Origin of the sequence: Massilia arenae (assembly GCF_008014745.1) — a bacterium.
In the GTDB taxonomy this organism is placed as follows: domain Bacteria; phylum Pseudomonadota; class Gammaproteobacteria; order Burkholderiales; family Burkholderiaceae_D; genus Telluria; species Telluria arenae.
Genome location: NZ_VPFD01000001.1, coordinates 243,283 through 261,339 on the forward strand (window position 1 = coordinate 243,283; position 18,057 = coordinate 261,339).

Consider the following 18,057-nt stretch of genomic DNA (forward strand, 5'->3'; position numbering starts at 1 on the left):
GATTGTCAAAACGCCAAATCGTGGCAAATGTGACAATTCGTGACGATTGCCGTCTGTGCAAGTCCATCATGCGACAATGGGCCATGAACATTCCTGGCCATCACAGCGACGATTCCGACAAGCGGCAGCGGATGCGGACACTGCTCACCGCCCACGACTGGTCTGCCACTCCCATGGGCGAGCCGGACGCCTGGCCAGTCGAGCTGCGGGTGGCGCTCGACCTGATGCTCGATGCGCCTTATCCTACGCTGGTGTGCTGGACCGGCCAATACCTGATGCTCTACAACGACGCCTATGCGCAGTTGCTGGGCGCGGCCCATCCCGCCGCGCTGGGCAAGCCGCTGAGCGAGGTGATGCCCACCCTGTGGCCGGACGTCGCGCCGCTGGCCGACGCCGCCATGGCGGGCCGTTCCGGCCAGGTCGAGGACTTGTGCGTCGTGCTTCCGCCGGGCGACGACGAGTGCCAGCGCTGGTTCACCGCATCGTATATTCCCTTGCGCAGCCTGGCCGGCGAGGTCAAGGGCTTCGTGCATACCGCCGTCGAGACCACCGGCCGCGTGCTCGAGGCGCAGCGCGCCGAGGCGGCGCGGCGGGCGAGCGATGCGCGCCTGTCGGCGGTGTTCGACAGCCTGCCGGTCGGCGTGGCCGTGACCGATACCATTGGTGCGGTCGTGCTGGCCAACGATGAGATGCGGCGCTACGTGCCGACCCGCTTCATGCCCTCGCGCGACGCGCAGCGCCTCGCGCGCTGGACGGTGCTCGATGGCGCCGGCAAGCCGGTGGCGGCCGGGGACTTCCCTGGTGCGCGCGCCCTGCGCGGCGAGCGCGTGGTGCCGGGGATGGAAGCCTTGTATCGCGCCGATGACGGCCGCGAAATCTGGACTCATATCAGCTCGGTGCCGATCGTCGATGCCGACGGCAAGATCGACGGCCAGGTCTCGGTGGTCACCGACATCGACCGCGTCAAGCGCACCGAGGCGGCCTTGCGCGAATCCGAGGAAAAATACCGCAAGCTGTTCGAGGAAGTCGACGAAGCCTTCTGCATCCTGGAGGTGACGTTCGATGCCGGCGGCGCGCCCATCGACCTGGTGTTCCTCGAAGTGAACCCGATGTTCGCGATCCAGAGCGGCATTCCCGACGCCAGGGGACGCTCGGTGCACGAGCTGGCGCCCGGTCTCGAATCGGTCTGGCTGGAGCGCTACGGCGCGGTGGCGCGCACCGGCGAGTCGATCCTGTTCGAGGAATACTCGCCGAAGCTCGAACGCTGGTTCGAGGTCAATGCCTCGCGCATCGGCGCGCCCGAGGCGCGCCAGGTGGCGCTGGTGTTCCGCGACACCAGCGAACGCAAGCGCATCGAGGAAGACATGCGACGCCTGGCCCGCGAGGCCTCGGAAGCGAGCCGGCGCAAGAGCGAATTCCTGGCGGTGCTGGCGCACGAGCTGCGCAATCCGATGGCGACCATCCGCACCGGCCTCGAGATCATGCGCCTGCGCGCCGACAGTCCCGACACCATGGCGCGCGTGCGCGAAATGCTCGAACGCCAGACCCACCAGCTGTCGCACCTGGTCGACGACCTGCTCGACGTCGCCCGCGTCAGCAGCGGCAAGATCGAGATCCGCAAGCAGCTGGTCGACCTCAACCGGGTAGTGACGAGCGCGGTGGAGACCAGCACGGCGGTCATCCAGGGCGCGCGCCACCGGCTCGAGGTCATCCTGTGGCCGGAAGCGCTGCTGCTGGACGTCGATCCGACCCGCATCGCCCAGGTGGTGAGCAACCTCTTGACCAATGCCGCCAAGTACACTGCGCCCGGCGGCGACATCCGCCTGGAAGTGCGCAAGGATGCGGGCGAGGCGGTGATTGGCGTGAGCGACAGCGGCGTCGGCATCCTGCCCGAGCACCAGGAGGCGATCTTCGAGATGTTCAGCCAGGTCGGCGACCATGGCGGCCTGGCCCAGGGCGGGCTGGGCATCGGCCTGTCGCTGGTGCGCCAGCTGGTGGCCCTGCACGGCGGCGCCATCGCGGTGCACAGCGCCGGCGCCGGCCAGGGCAGCACCTTCACCGTGCGCCTGCCGCTCGGCGCGCGTCCCGATGCCGGGCCGGACGAGGCCGTGCAGGAACTGCGGCAAGAGCAGCGTGCGGTCCCGCGCCGCAGCTTCCGCATCCTGGTGGTGGATGACAATACCGATGCCGCCGAGAGCCTGTCGCTGCTGCTGCAGATGAACGCCCACGAGATCCGTACCGCGACCAATGGCCGCGACGCGCTGGCGCTGGTAAGCGAGTTCACGCCCGACATCGCCTTCCTCGACATCGGCATGCCGGGCATGACCGGCTACGAGCTGGCGACCCGGCTGCGCGCCATGCCGGCGCTGGCGCACACGACTCTCGTTGCCGTCACCGGCTGGGGTTCGGAAGAAGACCAGGCGCGCGCGCGCGAAGCCGGTTTCGACCACCACTTCACCAAGCCGATTGCGGCCGAGTCGGTGAGCCGCCTTATGCGCCAGCTAGGCTAGCGCGCTCAGTTGCCGCTATTGCGCTCGGCGTCGATCTCTTTCTTCATCGCCCCGACCTGGTCGATGTAATCGGCTACCGGCACGTCCGGGCTGGCGCGCAGCTCGGGCGGCAGCAGCACCGGCATGTACAGCTCGTCGGCGGTGCGGCCGTGGCGCTGCATATTCCCGGCCAGGATCAGACCCGACACCAGGAGCGCCAGCGCGCCGCAGGCCAGGCGCAGGCGGCGCCGGTACTGCGGCGTCACGGTGGCGAGGTGGAAGTAGACCGCCACCGCCACCGTCGCCACCGCGGCGTGCGAGGCGTAGGCGGTCAGCCACTCGAGCGACCAGGCATAGGCCACCACGCTGGCCAGCAGGCGCACGCCCACCAGCGCCGCCAGCGCGCAGCCATAGATGAACAGGTGGCGTCCGAGGCGCGCGCGGCGCCCGAACAGGCGGTTGCCGAAGGCCCACAGGCCGGCCCATGCCAGGCCGATGCCGCCGGCCGCGGCCGGGAACAGGGCGTAGCGTTCAAGGTCGTTGCTGTCGTCGGTCAGCCAGGCCACCAGCAGCGCCGCCAGGACGGCCAGCACGATGCCGGCGCCGCCCGGCAGCATGCCCTCCCAGCCGTGCATGGTGCGGTCGACCAGCTCCGGCGCGACCCGGTGCGCGGCGCCGCGGATGCGCAGCGAGGTGTGGCCCATGCGCACCACGGTGTCGCCGTCGATCGCCAGTTCGTCCTTGATGCGCCGGCTCTTGTGCACGATGCCGTTGCGGCTGCCCAGGTCGCGCAGCCGCAGCCGTCCGTCCGGCCCGGCCTCGACCACGGCGTGGTGGCCGGCCGCATAATCGTCGTCGACGATGAAGTCGTTGTCGTAGGCGCGGCCCATGCGGATCGGCAGCGCCGCCACGCGATGGCGGTGCAGCACCTCGCCGTTGCGGGCCAGCGTCTCGATGGTCCACGGACCGCGCAGCGACTCGGTGCGCGCCGGTGCGCCGGCCGGCGTGCTCGTCGCCTTGTCCAATGGCTGGCTGGTGTGTTCGCTCATCGCCGTCCGCTACGCCCGAAGGCGCCCAGGTAGGCGCGCGTGACGCGCAGGCCGTTTTCGTAGGAGACGCCGGACACGTCCAGGCGGCTCTGCAGGCTCGATTGCGAGGCGTCCGTGCTGGCCGTGAGCAGGGTGAAGTTGTACAGGCCCTCGAACTTGCGGTAGGCGCGCACGCAGGTGACTGCCCGCATCGGCAGGCTGCGGGTGTGCACGAAGCGCTCGGTGCAGAACGGCTTGGTCAGGCGCGGATCGCCAGTGCTGCCCAGGTTGTTGACCTGGAAGGTGTCGCTGGCGAGCGTCGCGAAGCGCATCGGATCCATGGTGCCGCTGCGGATGTACTGGTGGGTCATGGCCACGTTGCCGGTCTGCTGCACGTCCGACACGAACACCGCCGACTGCATCACGCAGCTCATCGAGTCGGTGCTGTAGACCGCGCCGCGGGCATTCGATCGTCCCCAGCAGCGCACCTCGCCCGATTCGCGCACCGGCACCAGGTACTGGCCCATGCCCTTGAGCGTGAGGGGTTCCTCGAGCAGCTTGTCGACCATGCTGCCCTGGTGCGCCAGCAGCTGCTTGCCGATCAGGGGATTGAAGTCGGCCGGCGGGGCGGCCTGCTCGGCCACCTTGCGCAGCAGTTCCTGCGCATGCTTGACCGGCACCAGGAAGCTGACCGATTCGCCGTCGCGCCGGCGCGAGACGTTGATGCCGGCCACCGTGCCGCTGGCGGTCACGCTCGGCCCGCCGCTCATGCCCGAGTTGATCGGGCCGGAAAAGATCAGGCGGTCGTAGAAGCTGCGCGTGAGCACGCCGTTATAGGCGCCTTCCGAGATCGCGAAGCCCAGGTCGAGAGGATTGCCGAGCGAGTACAGGCGCTGCCCCTGGCGCAGCCGCACCGGCTGCTCGGGCACCTTGAAGAAGCCGCTGCCGTTGCGGTTGATGCGCACCACGGCCAGGTCGTGCAGCACGTCGACCGCCATCAGCTCGACCGGGCCGGTATTGCCGTCGGTATCGATGTATTCGGCCGTATAGATGCCAGGGTCGAGCGCCATCTGCGACACCACGTGGTAATTGGTCAGCGCCAGATTGCTGGTGCCGACCAGGAAGCCCGAGCCGACCGTCGACTGGGTGCGGCCGTTCTTGAGCAGCATGCGGATTTGAAGCAGGTCGCCGCGCGCGGAGTCGTACAGGTCCTGGGCCGCCAGCGACGGTTCGGGCAGGGCGTCCTGGGTCTCGGTCTCGCCCGGCAGCGGCGCGTTCGGCGTGGCCGCCGGCGCGGTATCGACCGGCATCTGCGGCGCGCCGACGGCGGCCCCGGCGCCGGCCGTGTTCTGAGACGCGCGCGGGGCGGGTTGCGTAAGATTCTGGGCCAGGTTCTGCGGCTGGGGCTGGGCAGCGGCCGGCGGCGACGTCGCCTCGAGGGCGGCGCCGATGGCGGTGCAGGTCAGCAGGAATGCCAGGACAGCTCGTTTCATGCAATAGTTTGATGGCAGTATGAGATGCTATCTTGCCACCGGATCAACGAGCGTTGCGCGCGTTAGCGCACGTTTGCACGCAATTACGATGCCGATGACGGCGCTTTGGCGGGTTCGACCAAGGCCTGCTCGCCCTGTTCGACGGCGGTCAGCGGCGCCATCATGTGGCCCAGCTTGGCCTGCTTGGTATTCAGGTAGCTGTTGTTGTAGGCATTGCGGTTGACCAGCAGCGGCACGCGCTCGGCGACGGTGACGCCGATGCGGTTCAGGGCGTCGATCTTGCGTGGGTTATTGGTCATCAGGCGCACCGACTTGATGCCGAACTGCTCCAGCATCGGCCGGCACAGCTCGTAGTTGCGGGCATCGGCATGAAAGCCCAGCTGCAGGTTGGCCTCGACCGTGTCGGCGCCGGCTTCCTGCAGGCGGTAGGCGCGGATCTTGTTGACCAGGCCGATGCCGCGGCCCTCCTGGCGCAGGTAGAGCAGGATGCCGCGGCCTTCCTCGGCGATGCGCTGCAGCGCGCCTTCGAGCTGGGCGCCGCAGTCGCAGCGCTGCGAGAACATCACGTCGCCGGTGAGGCATTCGGAATGCACCCGTGCCAGCACTGGCTCGCCGGTCGACAGGTCGCCCAGGGCCATCGCCAGGTGTTCCTTGCCGGTGGCCGGCTCGACCCAGGCGTGCAGCGTGAACTGGGCCCACGGCGTCGGCAGCGCGCACGAGGTGGCATAGTCCAGCAGGGAAGGCGGGGTGAGTGCGGCGGCGGTGGCTTGCATGACGGTGTTTCCAATCGATGTACTTATAGCCTTCAAGTTTACCGGAAATCGGGCATGGCCGTGCGGAATCACCCGCTTTTCGGCCGCCGCCGCCGGGCACTCTACCGTAAGCAGGAACCAACACTGCCTATGCGCGGTGAATGGAATCCGGTCGTGACACACGATTGACCAAGTCTCTTCTTGCAGGAGGCCGGGATGCCCGTGATACGCTGGCAAAAAAATAATTCCAGGTGACGCATGCCGATTCTCCCCCGCTTCCCCACCAGCCTGACCCCGCGCGGCCTCGGCGCCTGGCTGGCGCTCGCATTTTCGCTGTTGACCGTGGTCCTGACCCTGCTGCTGGTCGAGGTGGTCGAGCGCTTCGCGACCGCCCAGGTCAAGAGCACCATCGGCGCCGGGTTGGGCGAGATGGCGATGCAGACCGCCGACAAGCTCGATCGCGGCATGTACGAGCGCTATCGCGAGGTGCGGCTGATGGCGCGCCGGGGCGACCTGGTGGCCCCCGGCACCTCGCATGCCGAACGGCGCCGCATCCTGGGCGACATGCAGTCGACCTACGGCTACTATGAGTGGATCGGCATGGCGGCCCTCGACGGCACGGTGCTGGTCGAGGCGCGCGGCCTGCTGGAAGGGAAGAACGTCGCCAAGCGGCCGTGGTTCATCAACGCCCTCGAGGGCACCTATGTCGGCGACGTGCACGAGGCGGTGCTGCTGGCCAAGCTGCTGCCGGTGCAGGAAGGAGAGCCGCGCCGCTTCGTCGACGTCGCCTTTCCCTGGCTGGACGCGGACGGCAAGCCGGCCGGGGTGCTGGGCACCCACCTGTCGTGGGAATGGGCGCGCGACGTCGAGCGCTCGATCATCGTGCCGGTGCAGGCGCGCAACCGGGTGCAGGCCCTGATCGTCAGCGCCGAGGGCGTGGTGCTGCTGGGACCCGAGGACCTGCAGGACAGCAAGGTCGACCTGGCCAGCCTGGGCCAGGCGCGGCAGGGGCGCACCGGCTACTCCGTTGAGCGTTGGCCCGACGGACGCGACTACCTGGTCGGCTACGCCGCCACGCGCGCGGTGGGCGACTATCCGGGCCTGGGCTGGCACGTGCTGGTGCGCCAGGACCTCGAGGACGCCTATCGCCCGGTGCGCGAGCTGCGCGCACGCGCGCTATGGAGCGGCGCCGCGCTGGCGCTGCTGTTCTCGCTGGCCGGCCTGCTGCTGGCGCGCCGCATCACGCGCCCCCTGCAGGCCCTGGCCGCGTCGGCCGACCGCCTGCGCCGCGGCGACAGCCAGGAACTGGTGCCAGCGCGGCGCGGCTACACCGAGGTGCGCCAGCTGTCGGGCGCGCTCAATGCGCTGGTGACGGCCCTGGTGGACCGGCGCGCCGAACTGCAGACGCTGAACGACACCCTCGAACAGCGGGTCGCGCAGCGCACCCTGGAACTGGAGCGCGCGCTGGCCTCGGTGCGCGCCAGCGAGCAGCGCATGGCCACCATTGTCGGGGCGGCGCAGGACGCCTTTATCGCGGCCGACCAGCGCGGCATGATCCTCGACTGGAATCCGGCCGCCGAACGCATGTTCGGCTGGAGCCGTCACGACGCGGTGGGCTGGCCACTGGCCGAGATGATCCTGCCGGAGCGCTACCGCGCCAGCATCGCCAAGGCGCTGCGGGGCTTCCACCAGGGCGTCGAGTTTTCGTATGACCGGCGCCTGGAGCGGATCGTGGTCAACCGCCAGGGCACGGAATTCACGGTCGAGACCACGGTGGCGCTGGCGGGCGAGGGCGTCGACGCCTTCTTCAGTATCTTCCTGCACGATATCTCCGAGCGCAAGAAGGTCGACCGCATGAAGAGCGAATTCGTATCCACCGTCTCGCACGAGCTGCGCACGCCGCTCACCTCGATCCACGCCTCGCTGTCGCTGCTCGACACCGGCATGGCCGGCGAGCTGCCGCCGGACGTGGCCAAGCTGATCCACATCGCCAGCCAGAGCTGCGAGCGGCTGATGCGGATGGTGAACGACCTGCTCGACATCCAGAAGATCGAGGCGGGCCAGATGGAATACCAGCGCAGCGTGCAGCCGCTGGCGCCGGTGCTGCGGCACGCGGCCGAGACGATGGAGGGCCAGGCGCGCCAGGCCGGCATCGCGCTGCGCCTCGATCTGCCACCTGGCGCCGAAGGGGTGCAGGCCGCGATCGACCACGACCGCCTGGTACAGGTGCTGAGCAACCTGCTGTCGAACGCGATCAAGTTCACGCCGTCCGGCAAGACAGTGACGGTGGGCCTGGCGCAGCGGCCAGGCTGGGCGCGCGTGAGTGTAACCGACGAGGGGCCGGGCATCCCACCTGCATTCCAGGGCCGCGTGTTCGAACGCTTCGCCCAGGCCGACGGCGCCGACTCGCGCCGCCGCAGCGGCACGGGGCTGGGACTGAGCATCAGCAAGGCGATCGTCGAGGAGCATGGCGGCACGATCGGCTTCGAGACCCGGGCCGGGATGGGGACGCGGTTTACGGTGGAGTTGCCGCTGGGGTAAGCGGGATCAGGCGCCTGTGAACTAGCGCAACTCGTGCACCGCCATCCCGCCAAAGCTCTTCCACGCGCCAAAGGATTGCTCCAGCTGCGGCAGCAGGCGCATCAGCGCGGGCTTGTCGAAGTGAAAGGTGGTGGCCGAGCCGGCGATGCCGCGGCGGTCGGCCAGCGCATAGGCTTGCGCCTCGTCCTGGGCCGCGGGCACCTTCAGCAGCATCAGCACCTTTTGCCCGCCCAGGTCGAACATCAGCAGGTCGCCCTTGTCGCCAGGCCCCACGCGCCGGTAGTGGCGTTCCACGCCGGTGCCGGCCGGTCCGGCCTCGAGCGCGATGCGCACCCGCTTGCCGTGCCTGACGCCCCAGTCCAGGAAGGGCGCCGCGTGAAGCCGGATTTCATCGGGGTCGGTGCGGTAGTTGCGCACCGTTAGCGCGTCCACATGGCGCGCCAGGCCGCGCAGCAGCGTGTCCTCTTCGCTCCAGGCAGCCGGCGCCACGGCTTCGAGCCGCATCTTGCCGGCCGCCTTGCGCAGCGCGGCAAGCAGGTCGAGGTAGTGGCCGTCGCGCGCCGCCACCGGCAGCTTGTCGGGATCGAGCAGCTGGGGCTGGACGTCGAACTGGACGCCTTTCAGGCGCTCTTGTGCGCCGGCCTGTGCGTTGTAGGCGGCGTAGGCGCGCATGCGGCCGACGGCGTCGGCGCGCACGGTCGGCAGGATCAGGTCCGGCCCCTCCTCGAATGCGGTCACCGCGATGCCGCGGCTGTCCGCCTGGCGCACGAAGGCCGCCAATGCCCGCGGCTCGGCGACTTCGCCGGCGCGTACCGGCACATTGATGAACAACTCGCCCAGACCCTCGCCGGCGGCCCAGTCGAGCATGTCGTCGGCGCGTTCGCGCCAGGCGTTCGGGCTCCAGGCCCAGGTGGCGCGCGGCGCGCGCCGGCGCACCTCGGACGCGTCCTCGAGGCCTTGCGTGGCCAGGCCCGGTTCCGGAGCAGGCGGCGGCTGCTCCGCGCCCAGGGTGTGGCCGGTGACGGTGAATACCTTGTCCCGTTGTTCGCCGCGCAGCAGGATCGTGTCGCCCGGCGCCGCGTCCCGTGGCAGGAAGTGCAGGGCCTGGACGCCGCTGGCGGCCACCCTGAGCGGCATGGCGCGGCAGCCGGGATCGGGCTTGCCCGGCGCCTCGGTGACGATGGCGCGCATGCGCACGCCCATGGCGGTGGTGTAGTCCTCGGTTACTGCGCCGGGCGAGGCGAGCGGGGCGCCGGGGCACAGCAGCAAGGTGGCTGCCTGGGCCGGCAAGGACAGCGATGACAGCAGAAGCGGAAGCAGAAAATTAGAGCGCGACATGCCCCGAGTGTAAGCGAGCCGGGCGATTCGCAGCGCCCGTTTCGGGACGCCTCGGGATCGCTTCAGTCGGCCGGCAGCAGCAGGCGCCGCACGCGCGCCAGCAATTCGTTCGGCTGGAAAGGCTTGCTGACGAAGTCGGTGGCGCCGGCGTCGAGCGCGCGCACGGTGTCGCGCTCGGTGTTCTTGGCGGTGAGCATGAGGATCGGCACCGCCGCCCATCCGGCGCGCGCGCGGGCCAGGGCGACGATTTCGAAGCCGTCGAGATGGGGCAGCATCACGTCCAGCAGCACCAGGTCGGGAATCTCGGGACTGGCGGCGACGTACTCGCCCGCGGCGCGTCCGTCGGCCAGGTGCGTGACGCGATAGCCCTGGCGTTCGAGCATGAAACGCAATACCTGGGCAATGTGGTCGTCATCCTCGACCACCAGTACCAGGGGCGCGGGAGCGTGTTCGTTGAGCATGGTGGATTCTTCGTTGAATGTTCGATTATACCGATGCCCAGCAGGATTTTGGCGGGTGTATTGCTAGAAGGAATCGCCTAGTCTATGTCCTGCGCAGCGGATCGAGCAGGCCGCGCAAATCATTATGGTCGAGTTCGTACATCAGGGCCAGTAACTGGCCCAGTTCTCCGCGTGGGAAGCCTTCGCGCGCAAACCAGCCAAGGTAGTGGCCCGGCAGGTCGGCAAGCTTGCGCCCTTTATATTTACCGTAGGGCATTTCGCGGACGAGGAGGAGGGAGAGGTGTTCGGCGTTCATCGTGCGGCACTTTAGCAAACAACGACGGCGTTGTAGCATTTCGATGACAAGGGGAGGGAAACGTCATGGATGACTTCAACCTGACGCGCTTCATCGAGGCGCAGGAGCCGGTCTACGCCGGTGTGCTGGCCGAATTGCGGGCCGGGCACAAGCGCCGCCACTGGATGTGGTTCGTCTTTCCGCAGTTTAAGGGGCTGGGCAGCAGCGAGATGGCGCAACGCTATGCCATCGGTTCCGAGGACGAGGCCGCCGCCTACCTGGCCCATCCGGTGCTGGGCCGGCGCCTGCGCGAATGCGCCGGCATCGTCGCCGCGCTCGACGGGCCGTCCGCGCACGAGATCTTCGGCTATCCGGACGAGCTGAAATTCCGCTCGTCGATGACCCTGTTCGCCGACGTGGCGCCGGACGAGGCCGTGTTCCAGGCCTGCATCGACAAGTATTTCGACGGCGAGGCCGATCCGGAGACGCTGGCGCGGGTATAAATTCGCGCGGAACGGCGTTCAGGCGTCGGCGAACTGCGCCAGCAATTCGTCGGGCCGGCCGCGCATGGCCACGTGCAGGATCACCGCGGTGGAAAAGCGCAGTGCCGGGTGACTGGCGCGGTGGCGGGCGTACCAGAACACTTCGTCGAGGTCGTCGTCCTCGTGCGCCGTCGTCAGCACCGTCTGTTCCGGCGCGACGTCTTCGTAGTCGAACGCTTCCAGGGCGGCATCCTCGACCGCCTCGTTCCAGCTCGCGCACTCCTTGCCCCAGGCCAGCATGTAGCGGCAGCCGGAATCGACCAGCCAGCGCGCGACGTCCCAGCGCCACATCTCGTCGCTGTCGTCGTCGATCACGACCACGGCCATGAACGGCGCCAGGTGCGTGAGGTCGGGCAGGGCGTCATGGGGACGCAGCTGCAGGTAATGGGCTTTGTGTGCTTGCATGGTGTCGATGCCGGAAAAGGTTGGCGGCATTATCGCCGCCCGGCGCCGATCGTGCCAGGGTCTAGCTGACTGAGGCTGCCGGCGTGTGACAGCAGGCGCCGAGCAGCGCGTACAGCCGCCCGGTATCGATCGGCTTGACCAGGTGATGGTCGAAGCCGGCCGCGAGGATCTGGTCGCGGTCGCGCGCCTGGCCGTAGCCGGTGACGGCGACCAGCATCGCCTCCGCCGTTTCCGGCAGCGCGCGCAGGCGGCGTGCGAGCTCCAGCCCGTCGATCCCGGGCAGGCCGATGTCGAGCAGGCAGGCCTGGGGCCTGAACTGGCGCGCGCAGTCCAGCGCCCGCAGCGCGTCGTGCTCCACCGCGAGCCGGTGGCCGCCCGACTCGAGCAGCATCGACAGGGTGACGGCCGCGTCGACGTTGTCGTCCACGACCATCACGCGCAGCGGTTCCGGCTGCGCGGGGCTATGCAGCTGCGCGCGGGGCGGGGCGGCGGCGTCGGTCTGCGGCTCCGGCAACGGCAGGCAGACCGAGAAACGGCTGCCGCGGCCCTGGCCGGCGCTGTCGCAGGACACCGTGCCGCCATGCAGCTCGACCAGGCTTTTCACCAGCGCCAGGCCCAGCCCCAGGCCGCCCGAGGAGCGGTCCGACGAGCGCTCGGCCTGGGCGAACAGCTCGAAGGCGCGCGCCGCCAGCCCGGGCGCCATGCCGATGCCGTTGTCGAGCACGTCGATGCACAGGCGCCGTTCGGCGTCGACGACCGATGCGACCTCGAGACGCCCGTCTTCCGGCGTGTACTTGGCGGCGTTGTTGAGCAGGTTGGCGATCACCTGCACCAGGCGCTTGCGGTCGCCTGCCACCAGCGTGCCCGCCGGCGGCAGGCGCAGCGCCAGGTCGTGGCGGCGCGCCTGGATCAGCGGCATGACCTGCTCCACCGCCTCGTGCAGCACGGCGCCGACGTCGAGCGGTTCGGTATCCAGTTCGACCAGGCCGCGCGTGACGCGCGAGACGTCCAGCAGGTCGTCGATCAGCCCCGTCATGTGGCCGACCTGGCGCCCGATGATCTGGCTGGTGCGCTTGATGATCGTCTCGTCCAGCTTCATGCGCTGCAGCAGCTCGGCCGCGGCGCCGATCGGCGCCAGGGGATTGCGCAACTCGTGCGCCAGCATGGCCAGGAATTCGTCCTTGCGGCGGTCGGCCTCGCGCAGCTTTTCTTCCGCCGCCTTGCGCTCGGTGATGTCGCTGGCGGCGCCGATCCATTCATAGATCGCCCCGCTGGCGTCGACCATCGGCACCGCGCGCGACTGGGTCCAGCCAAAGCTGCCGTCGGCGCGCCGCACCCGGTGCTCGAGTTCGAATACCGAGCCGTCGCGGATGGCGCGCGCGATCGCCTGGTGCAGCCGGCCCTGGTCCTCGGGCGGGATGTACTCTTCGAGCCAGAAGCGGTTGGTGTCGGCCGTGTCCTTCAGGAAGCCGCGCCCTTCGAGATGGCGCAGCTGGGTCCAGTCGGGGCTCATGCGATAGATGACTTCGGCCGTCGCATTGGTCAGCGCGCGGAAGCGCTTCTCGCTTTCGCGCACGGCGGCCTCCGAGCGTACCTGGGCGGTGACGTCGCTATTGCTGTGCGAGATGCAGACCAGCTCCCCGCCGGGGCCGAAGATCGGGGTGCTGGTCGAGGTCCAGAAGCGCTCCTCGAACACCGTCTGGCCGTTGGGCAGCAATACGGGAATCGGATAGCGCACCGCCGGCAGGGTGTCCGGCAGGCCGGTCGCGCGCACCTTGTCGAGCGAGGCGCGCAGGTCCGCTTCGCCGGTATCGTCCGGATCGTCGGGGTTGCCCGGAAAGGCCTTGAACAGGCTGACCCCGACCAGCTCCTCGCGGGTGCGCGACGAGGCCTTGAGAAAGGCATCGTTGACGGCAAGGATCATCGCGTCAGGCGTAGGCGACAGCAGGTAGTGCCCGAAGGGCGAGCTGTTGAAGGCTGATTCGAACAGGGTAGCAGAGAGCATCGTCGCCCGAAAACCGGTGGAAGGAGCCGGAATTATAGGGCAGAAGCGGGCGTGCTAAACGGACAATTGAAGTGGGCAACTGAGAAGGACAATTGACGCCGTCACAGTCCTTGTATGCATGGCTGGTAATCGCTCAATAGTCGCGCAATTGCCTGCGGCTTCTCCGCTATCATCGAATATTGTTCGTATCGATGAGGCAGGCATGGGAAGGCGCAGGAAACAAACGCTGGCCGGCGATCTGGTCATGCTGCCGTGGCAGGTCAGCGCCGTGCTGGCGCTGGTGGCATTCGTCGCCATCCGTTGGGCGCTGCCGGCGTTCATCCGTGATGGCTCCCCGTTCGCGGATGTAAAGACGCTGGTGGGGCCGCTGTCCTGGATCGCCTTGTCTGGCTTCGGTGCGTTGGCTCTGCTGTCCGCCCTGCGAGCGCGCTGGCGCAAGGGCCGCGCGCGCATGCCCGCAAGTTCGGCCTCGGCGTCGGCGCAGGCCAGGGCCGTCCCGGCTGCGTGGTCGCTGGAGGCGCTGCGTACGCTGGAATGGAAGCGTTTCGAGTTGCTGTGCGCCAGGTATTACGCGGCGCAGGGATTCGCGACCGAGACGCTGGCCGCCGGCCCGGATGGCGGCATCGACGTCAAGCTGTTCAAGAACGATCCGGCGCGGCCGCTGGCGGTCGTCCAGTGCAAGGCGTGGCAGGGGCGGCAGGTCGGCGTGAAGGAAATCCGCGAGCTGCTGGGCAGCATGGTGCATGCCGGTGTAGGGCGGGGCATCTTCATCACCACAGCGACCTACAGCAAGGATGCGCTCGCGTTCGGCGCGGCCAATCCGATCCAGCTGCTCGACGGCGCCGCGTTCGAGAAGAAAATCCTGGCCCTGCCGCAGGACCAGCAGGATGCGCTGCTGGCATTCGCTTTTGACGGCGACTACCTGACGCCGAGCTGCCCCTCGTGCGGCGTCAAAATGCTGGCGCGCGACAGCCAGCGCGGGCGGTTCTGGGGGTGCCGCCACTACCCGGCCTGCAAGAGCACGCTGCCGATGCGCGCCTGAGCCGTATCGCGTGCTGCTCAGTCGCCGCTGACACGCACGACCAGCTTGCCGAAGTTTTTCCCGTCCAGCATCCCAATCAGGGCTTGCGGCGCCTGTTCCAGGCCATCGACCACGTCTTCGCGATAGCGCAGCAGGCCGTCCCTGATCCATTGCGAGGCCTCTTGCAGGAAAGCCGCCTCGCGCCGTTCCACGAATTCGGTCTGGATGAAGCCGCGCACGGTCAGGCTCTTGAACAAGGTGTCGCCGAGGCTGATCGATGCGGCCGCGCCGGCGTCGCTGTACTCGGCGATCAGGCCGCACACGGGGATGCGGGCGAAGTCGTTGAGCAGGGGCTTGACCGCCTCCAGCACCTTGCCGCCCACGTTCTCGAAATAGACGTCGATCCCGTCCGGGCAAGCCCGCGCCAGCTGCTTGGCGAAATCCGGTGCGTGATGATCGACGACCGCATCGAAGCCGAGTACGTCCCTGGCGAAGGCGCATTTGTCCGGGCCGCCGGCAATGCCGACCGCGCGCGCACCCTTGATGCGGGCGATCTGGCCGACGGCCGATCCGACCGCGCCGCTGGCTGCGGCGACCACCACGGTTTCGCCCGGCGCGGGACGGCCGATGTCCAGCAGGCCTACGTAGGCGGTGAAGCCGGGCATCCCGAGGACGCCGAGCGCGGTCGAGATCGGTGCGATCGCGGGATCGATGCGGCGCAGCTGGCTGCCATCCGAGATCGCATACCGCTGCCAGCCGGAGAAGGACAGGACGATCTCACCCTCTTGCCAGGCGGGATTGCGCGATTGTTTCACCCGCGCCACCGTGCCGCCCAGCATGACCGTGCCGAGCGGGACCGCGTCTGCATACGTGCCTTCGGCATTCATCCGGGTACGCATATACGGGTCGAGCGACAGGTACAGGATCTCGAGCAGCAGTTCGCCTTCTTGCGGTTCGGGAATCGGGGCGGTCTCGAGACGGAAGTTCGCGGGAACTGGCCGTCCATCGGGATGCGAGGCGAGGACAATGCGGTGGTTGAGCGGTGCATGCATGATGGTCGTTCTCCATGAGGCGATCGGGAATCGATCGGATGGCAACAGGATAGACAGGCCTCGGGTATATCGCTAGACTGCAATCCAGCATTCAGACTTAATCCTCACATGATATCCGACGCATTCGATCCTTTATTGCTGCGCGCCTTCGTCTCGGTCTGTCAATACGGCAGCCTGAGCCGCGCGGCCGAGCAGGCAGGCAGGGCGCAGTCCGCCCTCAGTACGCAGATCCGCCGTCTCGAGCAATTGCTGGGCAAGCGCCTGCTGCACCGCACCGGGCGCGGCGTGGTGCCCACCACCGATGGCGAACTGTTCCTCAGCTACGCGACCCGCATCCTGGCGCTGGGCGAGACCGTCGCCGCCCGCCTGGGCGAGCGCGCGCTGAGCGGCACAGTGCGGGTAGGCCTGTCCGACGACATCGCGGTGGCTGCGCTGCCTGCCGCGCTCGGGCGCCTGCGCCGCGCCTGCCCGCAACTGCAGCTGGAAATCTTCGTCGACCACGGCGAGGCGCTGGCCACGCGCTGGCGCGAAGGCGGGCTCGATATCGCGGTCGGGGCGTGTTCGGCCTTCGATGCCGAGCCGCTCCAGTCGTGGGCGGTCGAACTGCGCTGGGCTTGCGCGATCGACGAGGCGCCGGATCCGCAGGCGCCGCTCGACCTGGTCGTGTTCGCCGAACCGTGCTCGTGGCGCCGGACCATGTTCGATGCGCTGGCGCGGGCCGGCCGCGACTTTCGCATCTCGCTCAGCAGCCAGAACATCAGCGCCGTCGTGGCCGCCGTCGAAAGCGGCCTGGGCGTGGCGCTGCTGCCGCCCGAATGCATCAATCCCGACACGATGCGCATCCTGGCGCTGGCGGACGAAGGCGATCCGCCGATCATGGCGCGCTTCGGCCTGTTCGCGCTCCGGCGCCAGAGCGAACCGCTGCTCAAGACCATCGACTTGCTGCAGCAGAGCCTGCAGAATCTGGCGTATCCCGAGGCTGCCCGATCGGGACGGCGCGAATCCGGTCCGGTTGCGTATAATCGCCGTTAGCTTGTCCACTTATTACCAGAAAACAAAAACTCATGGCCTCATCTTCCGACAACATCAGCATGGCGGTGTTCTGCGACTTCGAAAACGTCGCATTGGGCGTGCGCGACGCCAACTACGAGAAATTCGACATCCGGCCGGTGCTGGAACGCCTGCTGCTCAAAGGCAGCATCGTGGTCAAGAAGTCGTACTGCGACTGGGACCGCTACAAGGCCTTCAAGGCGCCGATGCATGAGGCGAACTTCGAGCTGATCGAGATCCCGCATGTGCGTCAGTCAGGCAAGAATTCGGCCGACATCCGCCTGGTGGTCGACGCCCTCGACCTGTGCTACACCAAGTCGCACGTCAATACCTTCGTCATCATCAGCGGCGATTCCGACTTTTCGCCGCTGGTCTCCAAGCTGCGCGAGAACAACAAGCAGGTGATCGGCGTGGGCGTCAAGCAATCGACCTCCGACCTCCTGGTGGCCAACTGCGACGAATTCATCTTCTACGACGATCTGGTCCGCGAACAGCGCCGCACCGCGGCCAAGCGCGACGAGCGCAAGGCCCAGCCGCAGTCGCGCCGCTCGAATGCGAACGCGGGCGACGACAAGCGCAAGGAAGAACTCGAGACGCGCAAACTGCAGGCACTCGACATGGTGGTCGAGACCTTCGACGCACTGGTGTCCGAGCGCGGCGATACCGGCAAGATCTGGGCCTCGCTGCTGAAAGATACGCTCAAGCGCCGCCGTCCGGATTTCTCCGAAACCTATTATGGCTTCCGCACCTTTGGCAACCTGCTCGAAGAAGCCCAGACCCGCGGCCTGTTCGAGTTCGGCCGTGACGAGAAGTCGGGCACCTTTGTGTACCGCAGCGCGAATGCGCCCGCCACGCCGGCCGGCATCGAGTCCGTGACCCAGGATGGCGCCCAGGCATCCGAGGCTGTGGTCCAGGACATGCTCGATGCCGCCGCGCCGGTCGAAGGCGCGCCGGACGAGCAGGCCAAGCCCGACACCCGCCGTGGGCGTGGCCGCGGTGGCCGCAAGGGCGGTGCTCGTGGCGAGACGGCGCAGATTCCAGCCCTGCTGGAACCTGTCGTCACCGACACCGAATCGCAGGTCGACGAGGTAGTCGAACAGCAGGTCGAACAGCAGGCCGAGCTTCAGGCCATCGAGCAGCCGGCATCGCAGCCGACGCTGTTCGCGGTCGAGGCGGATGCCACGCAAGTGGAGGCACAGGCCGAGACGCCGGCACCGAAAGAGCGCCGCCGCGCCCCACGCAAACCATCGGCCAAGAAGCTCGCCGAGCAGGCAGCGCTGGAAGCCGCCGCCGCTGCTGAGCAGGCAGCAGCGCCGGCCGTGGTCGAGACGCCCGATGAGCCGCAGCTTCACGACGACGAAGAGTCGGACGAGGCGATCGACGCTGCTGCCGCGGCCAAGCTGGCGCGTTACAATCCCGCTCGTCCAGCCGCCAAGGCGCCGGCGCGCAAGGCTGCACCCCGCAGCCGCCGCCCGGCCAAGCCGAAAGCAGGTAGCGAGAAGGGCTGAGTCGTAGCGCGTGCGCCTGCCCGCGACAGGCGATGCAATAATGGCATCGCCTGTCCGATTCCGTGCAGGCACCGTCCTGTTGCGACCAAGGAGCCCGC

At 68.2% G+C, this 18,057-nt stretch carries 15 protein-coding genes; 6 read left to right on the top strand and 9 right to left on the bottom strand.

Annotated features, from left to right (window positions below; all coding sequences use genetic code 11):
* Positions 1–83 precede the first annotated feature (83 nt).
* Entirely contained in the window at positions 84–2,510 is a 2,427-nt protein-coding gene (locus FVD38_RS01200) for a hybrid sensor histidine kinase/response regulator (protein ID WP_187271444.1), read from the top strand.
* Positions 2,511–2,515: 5 nt separating this feature from the next.
* On the opposite strand, the gene FVD38_RS01205 is transcribed toward FVD38_RS01200, so the two are convergent.
* The 3 genes from FVD38_RS01205 to ribA form a co-directional block, all read right to left on the bottom strand.
* On the bottom strand, positions 2,516–3,538 hold the full coding sequence (locus FVD38_RS01205) for an FHA domain-containing protein (protein WP_147933152.1): 1,023 nt from the start codon (positions 3,536–3,538) through the stop codon (positions 2,516–2,518).
* Positions 3,535–5,010, bottom strand: a complete 1,476-nt coding sequence (locus tag FVD38_RS01210) for a S1 family peptidase (RefSeq protein WP_147933153.1) — start codon at positions 5,008–5,010, stop codon at positions 3,535–3,537. Before FVD38_RS01210 ends, FVD38_RS01205 begins: the two co-directional genes overlap by 4 nt.
* Positions 5,011–5,093: 83 nt before the next feature.
* A complete protein-coding gene (gene ribA / locus FVD38_RS01215) occupies positions 5,094–5,783 on the bottom strand; it encodes a GTP cyclohydrolase II (protein ID WP_147933154.1) in 690 nt (229 codons plus the stop codon).
* Between the two features lie 237 nt (positions 5,784–6,020).
* Between ribA and FVD38_RS01220 the strand changes: the two genes are divergently transcribed.
* On the top strand, positions 6,021–8,303 hold the full coding sequence (locus tag FVD38_RS01220; protein WP_147933155.1) for an ATP-binding protein: 2,283 nt from the start codon (positions 6,021–6,023) through the stop codon (positions 8,301–8,303).
* A gap of 21 nt (positions 8,304–8,324) precedes the next feature.
* Here the strand turns inward: FVD38_RS01220 and FVD38_RS01225 are convergent, their stop codons facing one another.
* The 3 genes from FVD38_RS01225 to FVD38_RS01235 all read right to left on the bottom strand — a co-directional run bounded on the left by FVD38_RS01225 (position 8,325) and on the right by FVD38_RS01235 (position 10,397).
* Positions 8,325–9,593: a hypothetical protein gene (locus FVD38_RS01225; protein ID WP_147933156.1), complete on the bottom strand. Its 1,269-nt coding sequence runs from the start codon at positions 9,591–9,593 to the stop codon at positions 8,325–8,327.
* 110 nt (positions 9,594–9,703) lie between these two features.
* The gene (locus FVD38_RS01230; RefSeq protein WP_123071992.1) at positions 9,704–10,102 is read right to left on the bottom strand and encodes a response regulator transcription factor; all 399 of its coding nucleotides are present in this window, start codon (positions 10,100–10,102) and stop codon (positions 9,704–9,706) included.
* 82 nt (positions 10,103–10,184) lie between these two features.
* A complete protein-coding gene (locus tag FVD38_RS01235) occupies positions 10,185–10,397 on the bottom strand; it encodes a DUF3820 family protein (RefSeq protein ID WP_147933157.1) in 213 nt (70 codons plus the stop codon).
* 65 nt (positions 10,398–10,462) lie between these two features.
* Here FVD38_RS01235 and FVD38_RS01240 point away from each other — a divergent pair, with 65 nt between their 5' ends.
* A complete protein-coding gene (locus FVD38_RS01240; RefSeq protein ID WP_147933158.1) occupies positions 10,463–10,879 on the top strand; it encodes a DUF1810 domain-containing protein in 417 nt (138 codons plus the stop codon).
* Between the two features lie 18 nt (positions 10,880–10,897).
* Here the strand turns inward: FVD38_RS01240 and FVD38_RS01245 are convergent, their stop codons facing one another.
* Together FVD38_RS01245 and FVD38_RS01250 are read right to left on the bottom strand one after the other, a co-directional pair.
* On the bottom strand, positions 10,898–11,323 hold the full coding sequence (locus FVD38_RS01245; RefSeq protein ID WP_147933159.1) for a DUF7684 family protein: 426 nt from the start codon (positions 11,321–11,323) through the stop codon (positions 10,898–10,900).
* A gap of 61 nt (positions 11,324–11,384) precedes the next feature.
* A complete protein-coding gene (locus tag FVD38_RS01250) occupies positions 11,385–13,328 on the bottom strand; it encodes a PAS domain-containing hybrid sensor histidine kinase/response regulator (RefSeq protein WP_147933160.1) in 1,944 nt (647 codons plus the stop codon).
* 202 nt (positions 13,329–13,530) lie between these two features.
* Here FVD38_RS01250 and FVD38_RS01255 point away from each other — a divergent pair, with 202 nt between their 5' ends.
* Positions 13,531–14,370: a restriction endonuclease gene (locus tag FVD38_RS01255; protein ID WP_187271446.1), complete on the top strand. Its 840-nt coding sequence runs from the start codon at positions 13,531–13,533 to the stop codon at positions 14,368–14,370.
* 17 nt (positions 14,371–14,387) lie between these two features.
* Here FVD38_RS01255 and curA read toward each other — a convergent pair whose 3' ends face one another.
* Positions 14,388–15,401 carry an NADPH-dependent curcumin/dihydrocurcumin reductase gene (gene curA / locus FVD38_RS01260; protein ID WP_147933162.1) on the bottom strand — a complete coding sequence of 338 codons (1,014 nt, stop codon included), beginning with the start codon at positions 15,399–15,401 and terminating at the stop codon, positions 14,388–14,390.
* Positions 15,402–15,509: 108 nt separating this feature from the next.
* Between curA and FVD38_RS01265 the strand changes: the two genes are divergently transcribed.
* Together FVD38_RS01265 and FVD38_RS01270 are read left to right on the top strand one after the other, a co-directional pair.
* Complete coding sequence (locus FVD38_RS01265; RefSeq protein WP_147933163.1) at positions 15,510–16,433, top strand: LysR family transcriptional regulator; 924 nt, start codon at positions 15,510–15,512, stop codon at positions 16,431–16,433.
* 32 nt (positions 16,434–16,465) lie between these two features.
* Entirely contained in the window at positions 16,466–17,959 is a 1,494-nt protein-coding gene (locus FVD38_RS01270) for an NYN domain-containing protein (protein ID WP_147933164.1), read from the top strand.
* Positions 17,960–18,057 lie beyond the last annotated feature (98 nt).

Coding starts and splice junctions, on each gene's coding strand:
- FVD38_RS01200 (WP_187271444.1), top strand. CDS start 84: ATGAACATTCCTGGCCATCACAGCGACGATTCCGACAAGCGGCAGCGG.
- FVD38_RS01205 (WP_147933152.1), bottom strand. CDS start 3,538: ATGAGCGAACACACCAGCCAGCCATTGGACAAGGCGACGAGCACGCCG.
- FVD38_RS01210 (WP_147933153.1), bottom strand. CDS start 5,010: ATGAAACGAGCTGTCCTGGCATTCCTGCTGACCTGCACCGCCATCGGC.
- ribA (WP_147933154.1), bottom strand. CDS start 5,783: ATGCAAGCCACCGCCGCCGCACTCACCCCGCCTTCCCTGCTGGACTAT.
- FVD38_RS01220 (WP_147933155.1), top strand. CDS start 6,021: ATGCCGATTCTCCCCCGCTTCCCCACCAGCCTGACCCCGCGCGGCCTC.
- FVD38_RS01230 (WP_123071992.1), bottom strand. CDS start 10,102: ATGCTCAACGAACACGCTCCCGCGCCCCTGGTACTGGTGGTCGAGGAT.
- FVD38_RS01235 (WP_147933157.1), bottom strand. CDS start 10,397: ATGAACGCCGAACACCTCTCCCTCCTCCTCGTCCGCGAAATGCCCTAC.
- FVD38_RS01240 (WP_147933158.1), top strand. CDS start 10,463: ATGGATGACTTCAACCTGACGCGCTTCATCGAGGCGCAGGAGCCGGTC.
- FVD38_RS01245 (WP_147933159.1), bottom strand. CDS start 11,323: ATGCAAGCACACAAAGCCCATTACCTGCAGCTGCGTCCCCATGACGCC.
- FVD38_RS01250 (WP_147933160.1), bottom strand. CDS start 13,328: ATGCTCTCTGCTACCCTGTTCGAATCAGCCTTCAACAGCTCGCCCTTC.
- FVD38_RS01255 (WP_187271446.1), top strand. CDS start 13,531: ATGGGAAGGCGCAGGAAACAAACGCTGGCCGGCGATCTGGTCATGCTG.
- curA (WP_147933162.1), bottom strand. CDS start 15,401: ATGCATGCACCGCTCAACCACCGCATTGTCCTCGCCTCGCATCCCGAT.
- FVD38_RS01265 (WP_147933163.1), top strand. CDS start 15,510: ATGATATCCGACGCATTCGATCCTTTATTGCTGCGCGCCTTCGTCTCG.
- FVD38_RS01270 (WP_147933164.1), top strand. CDS start 16,466: ATGGCCTCATCTTCCGACAACATCAGCATGGCGGTGTTCTGCGACTTC.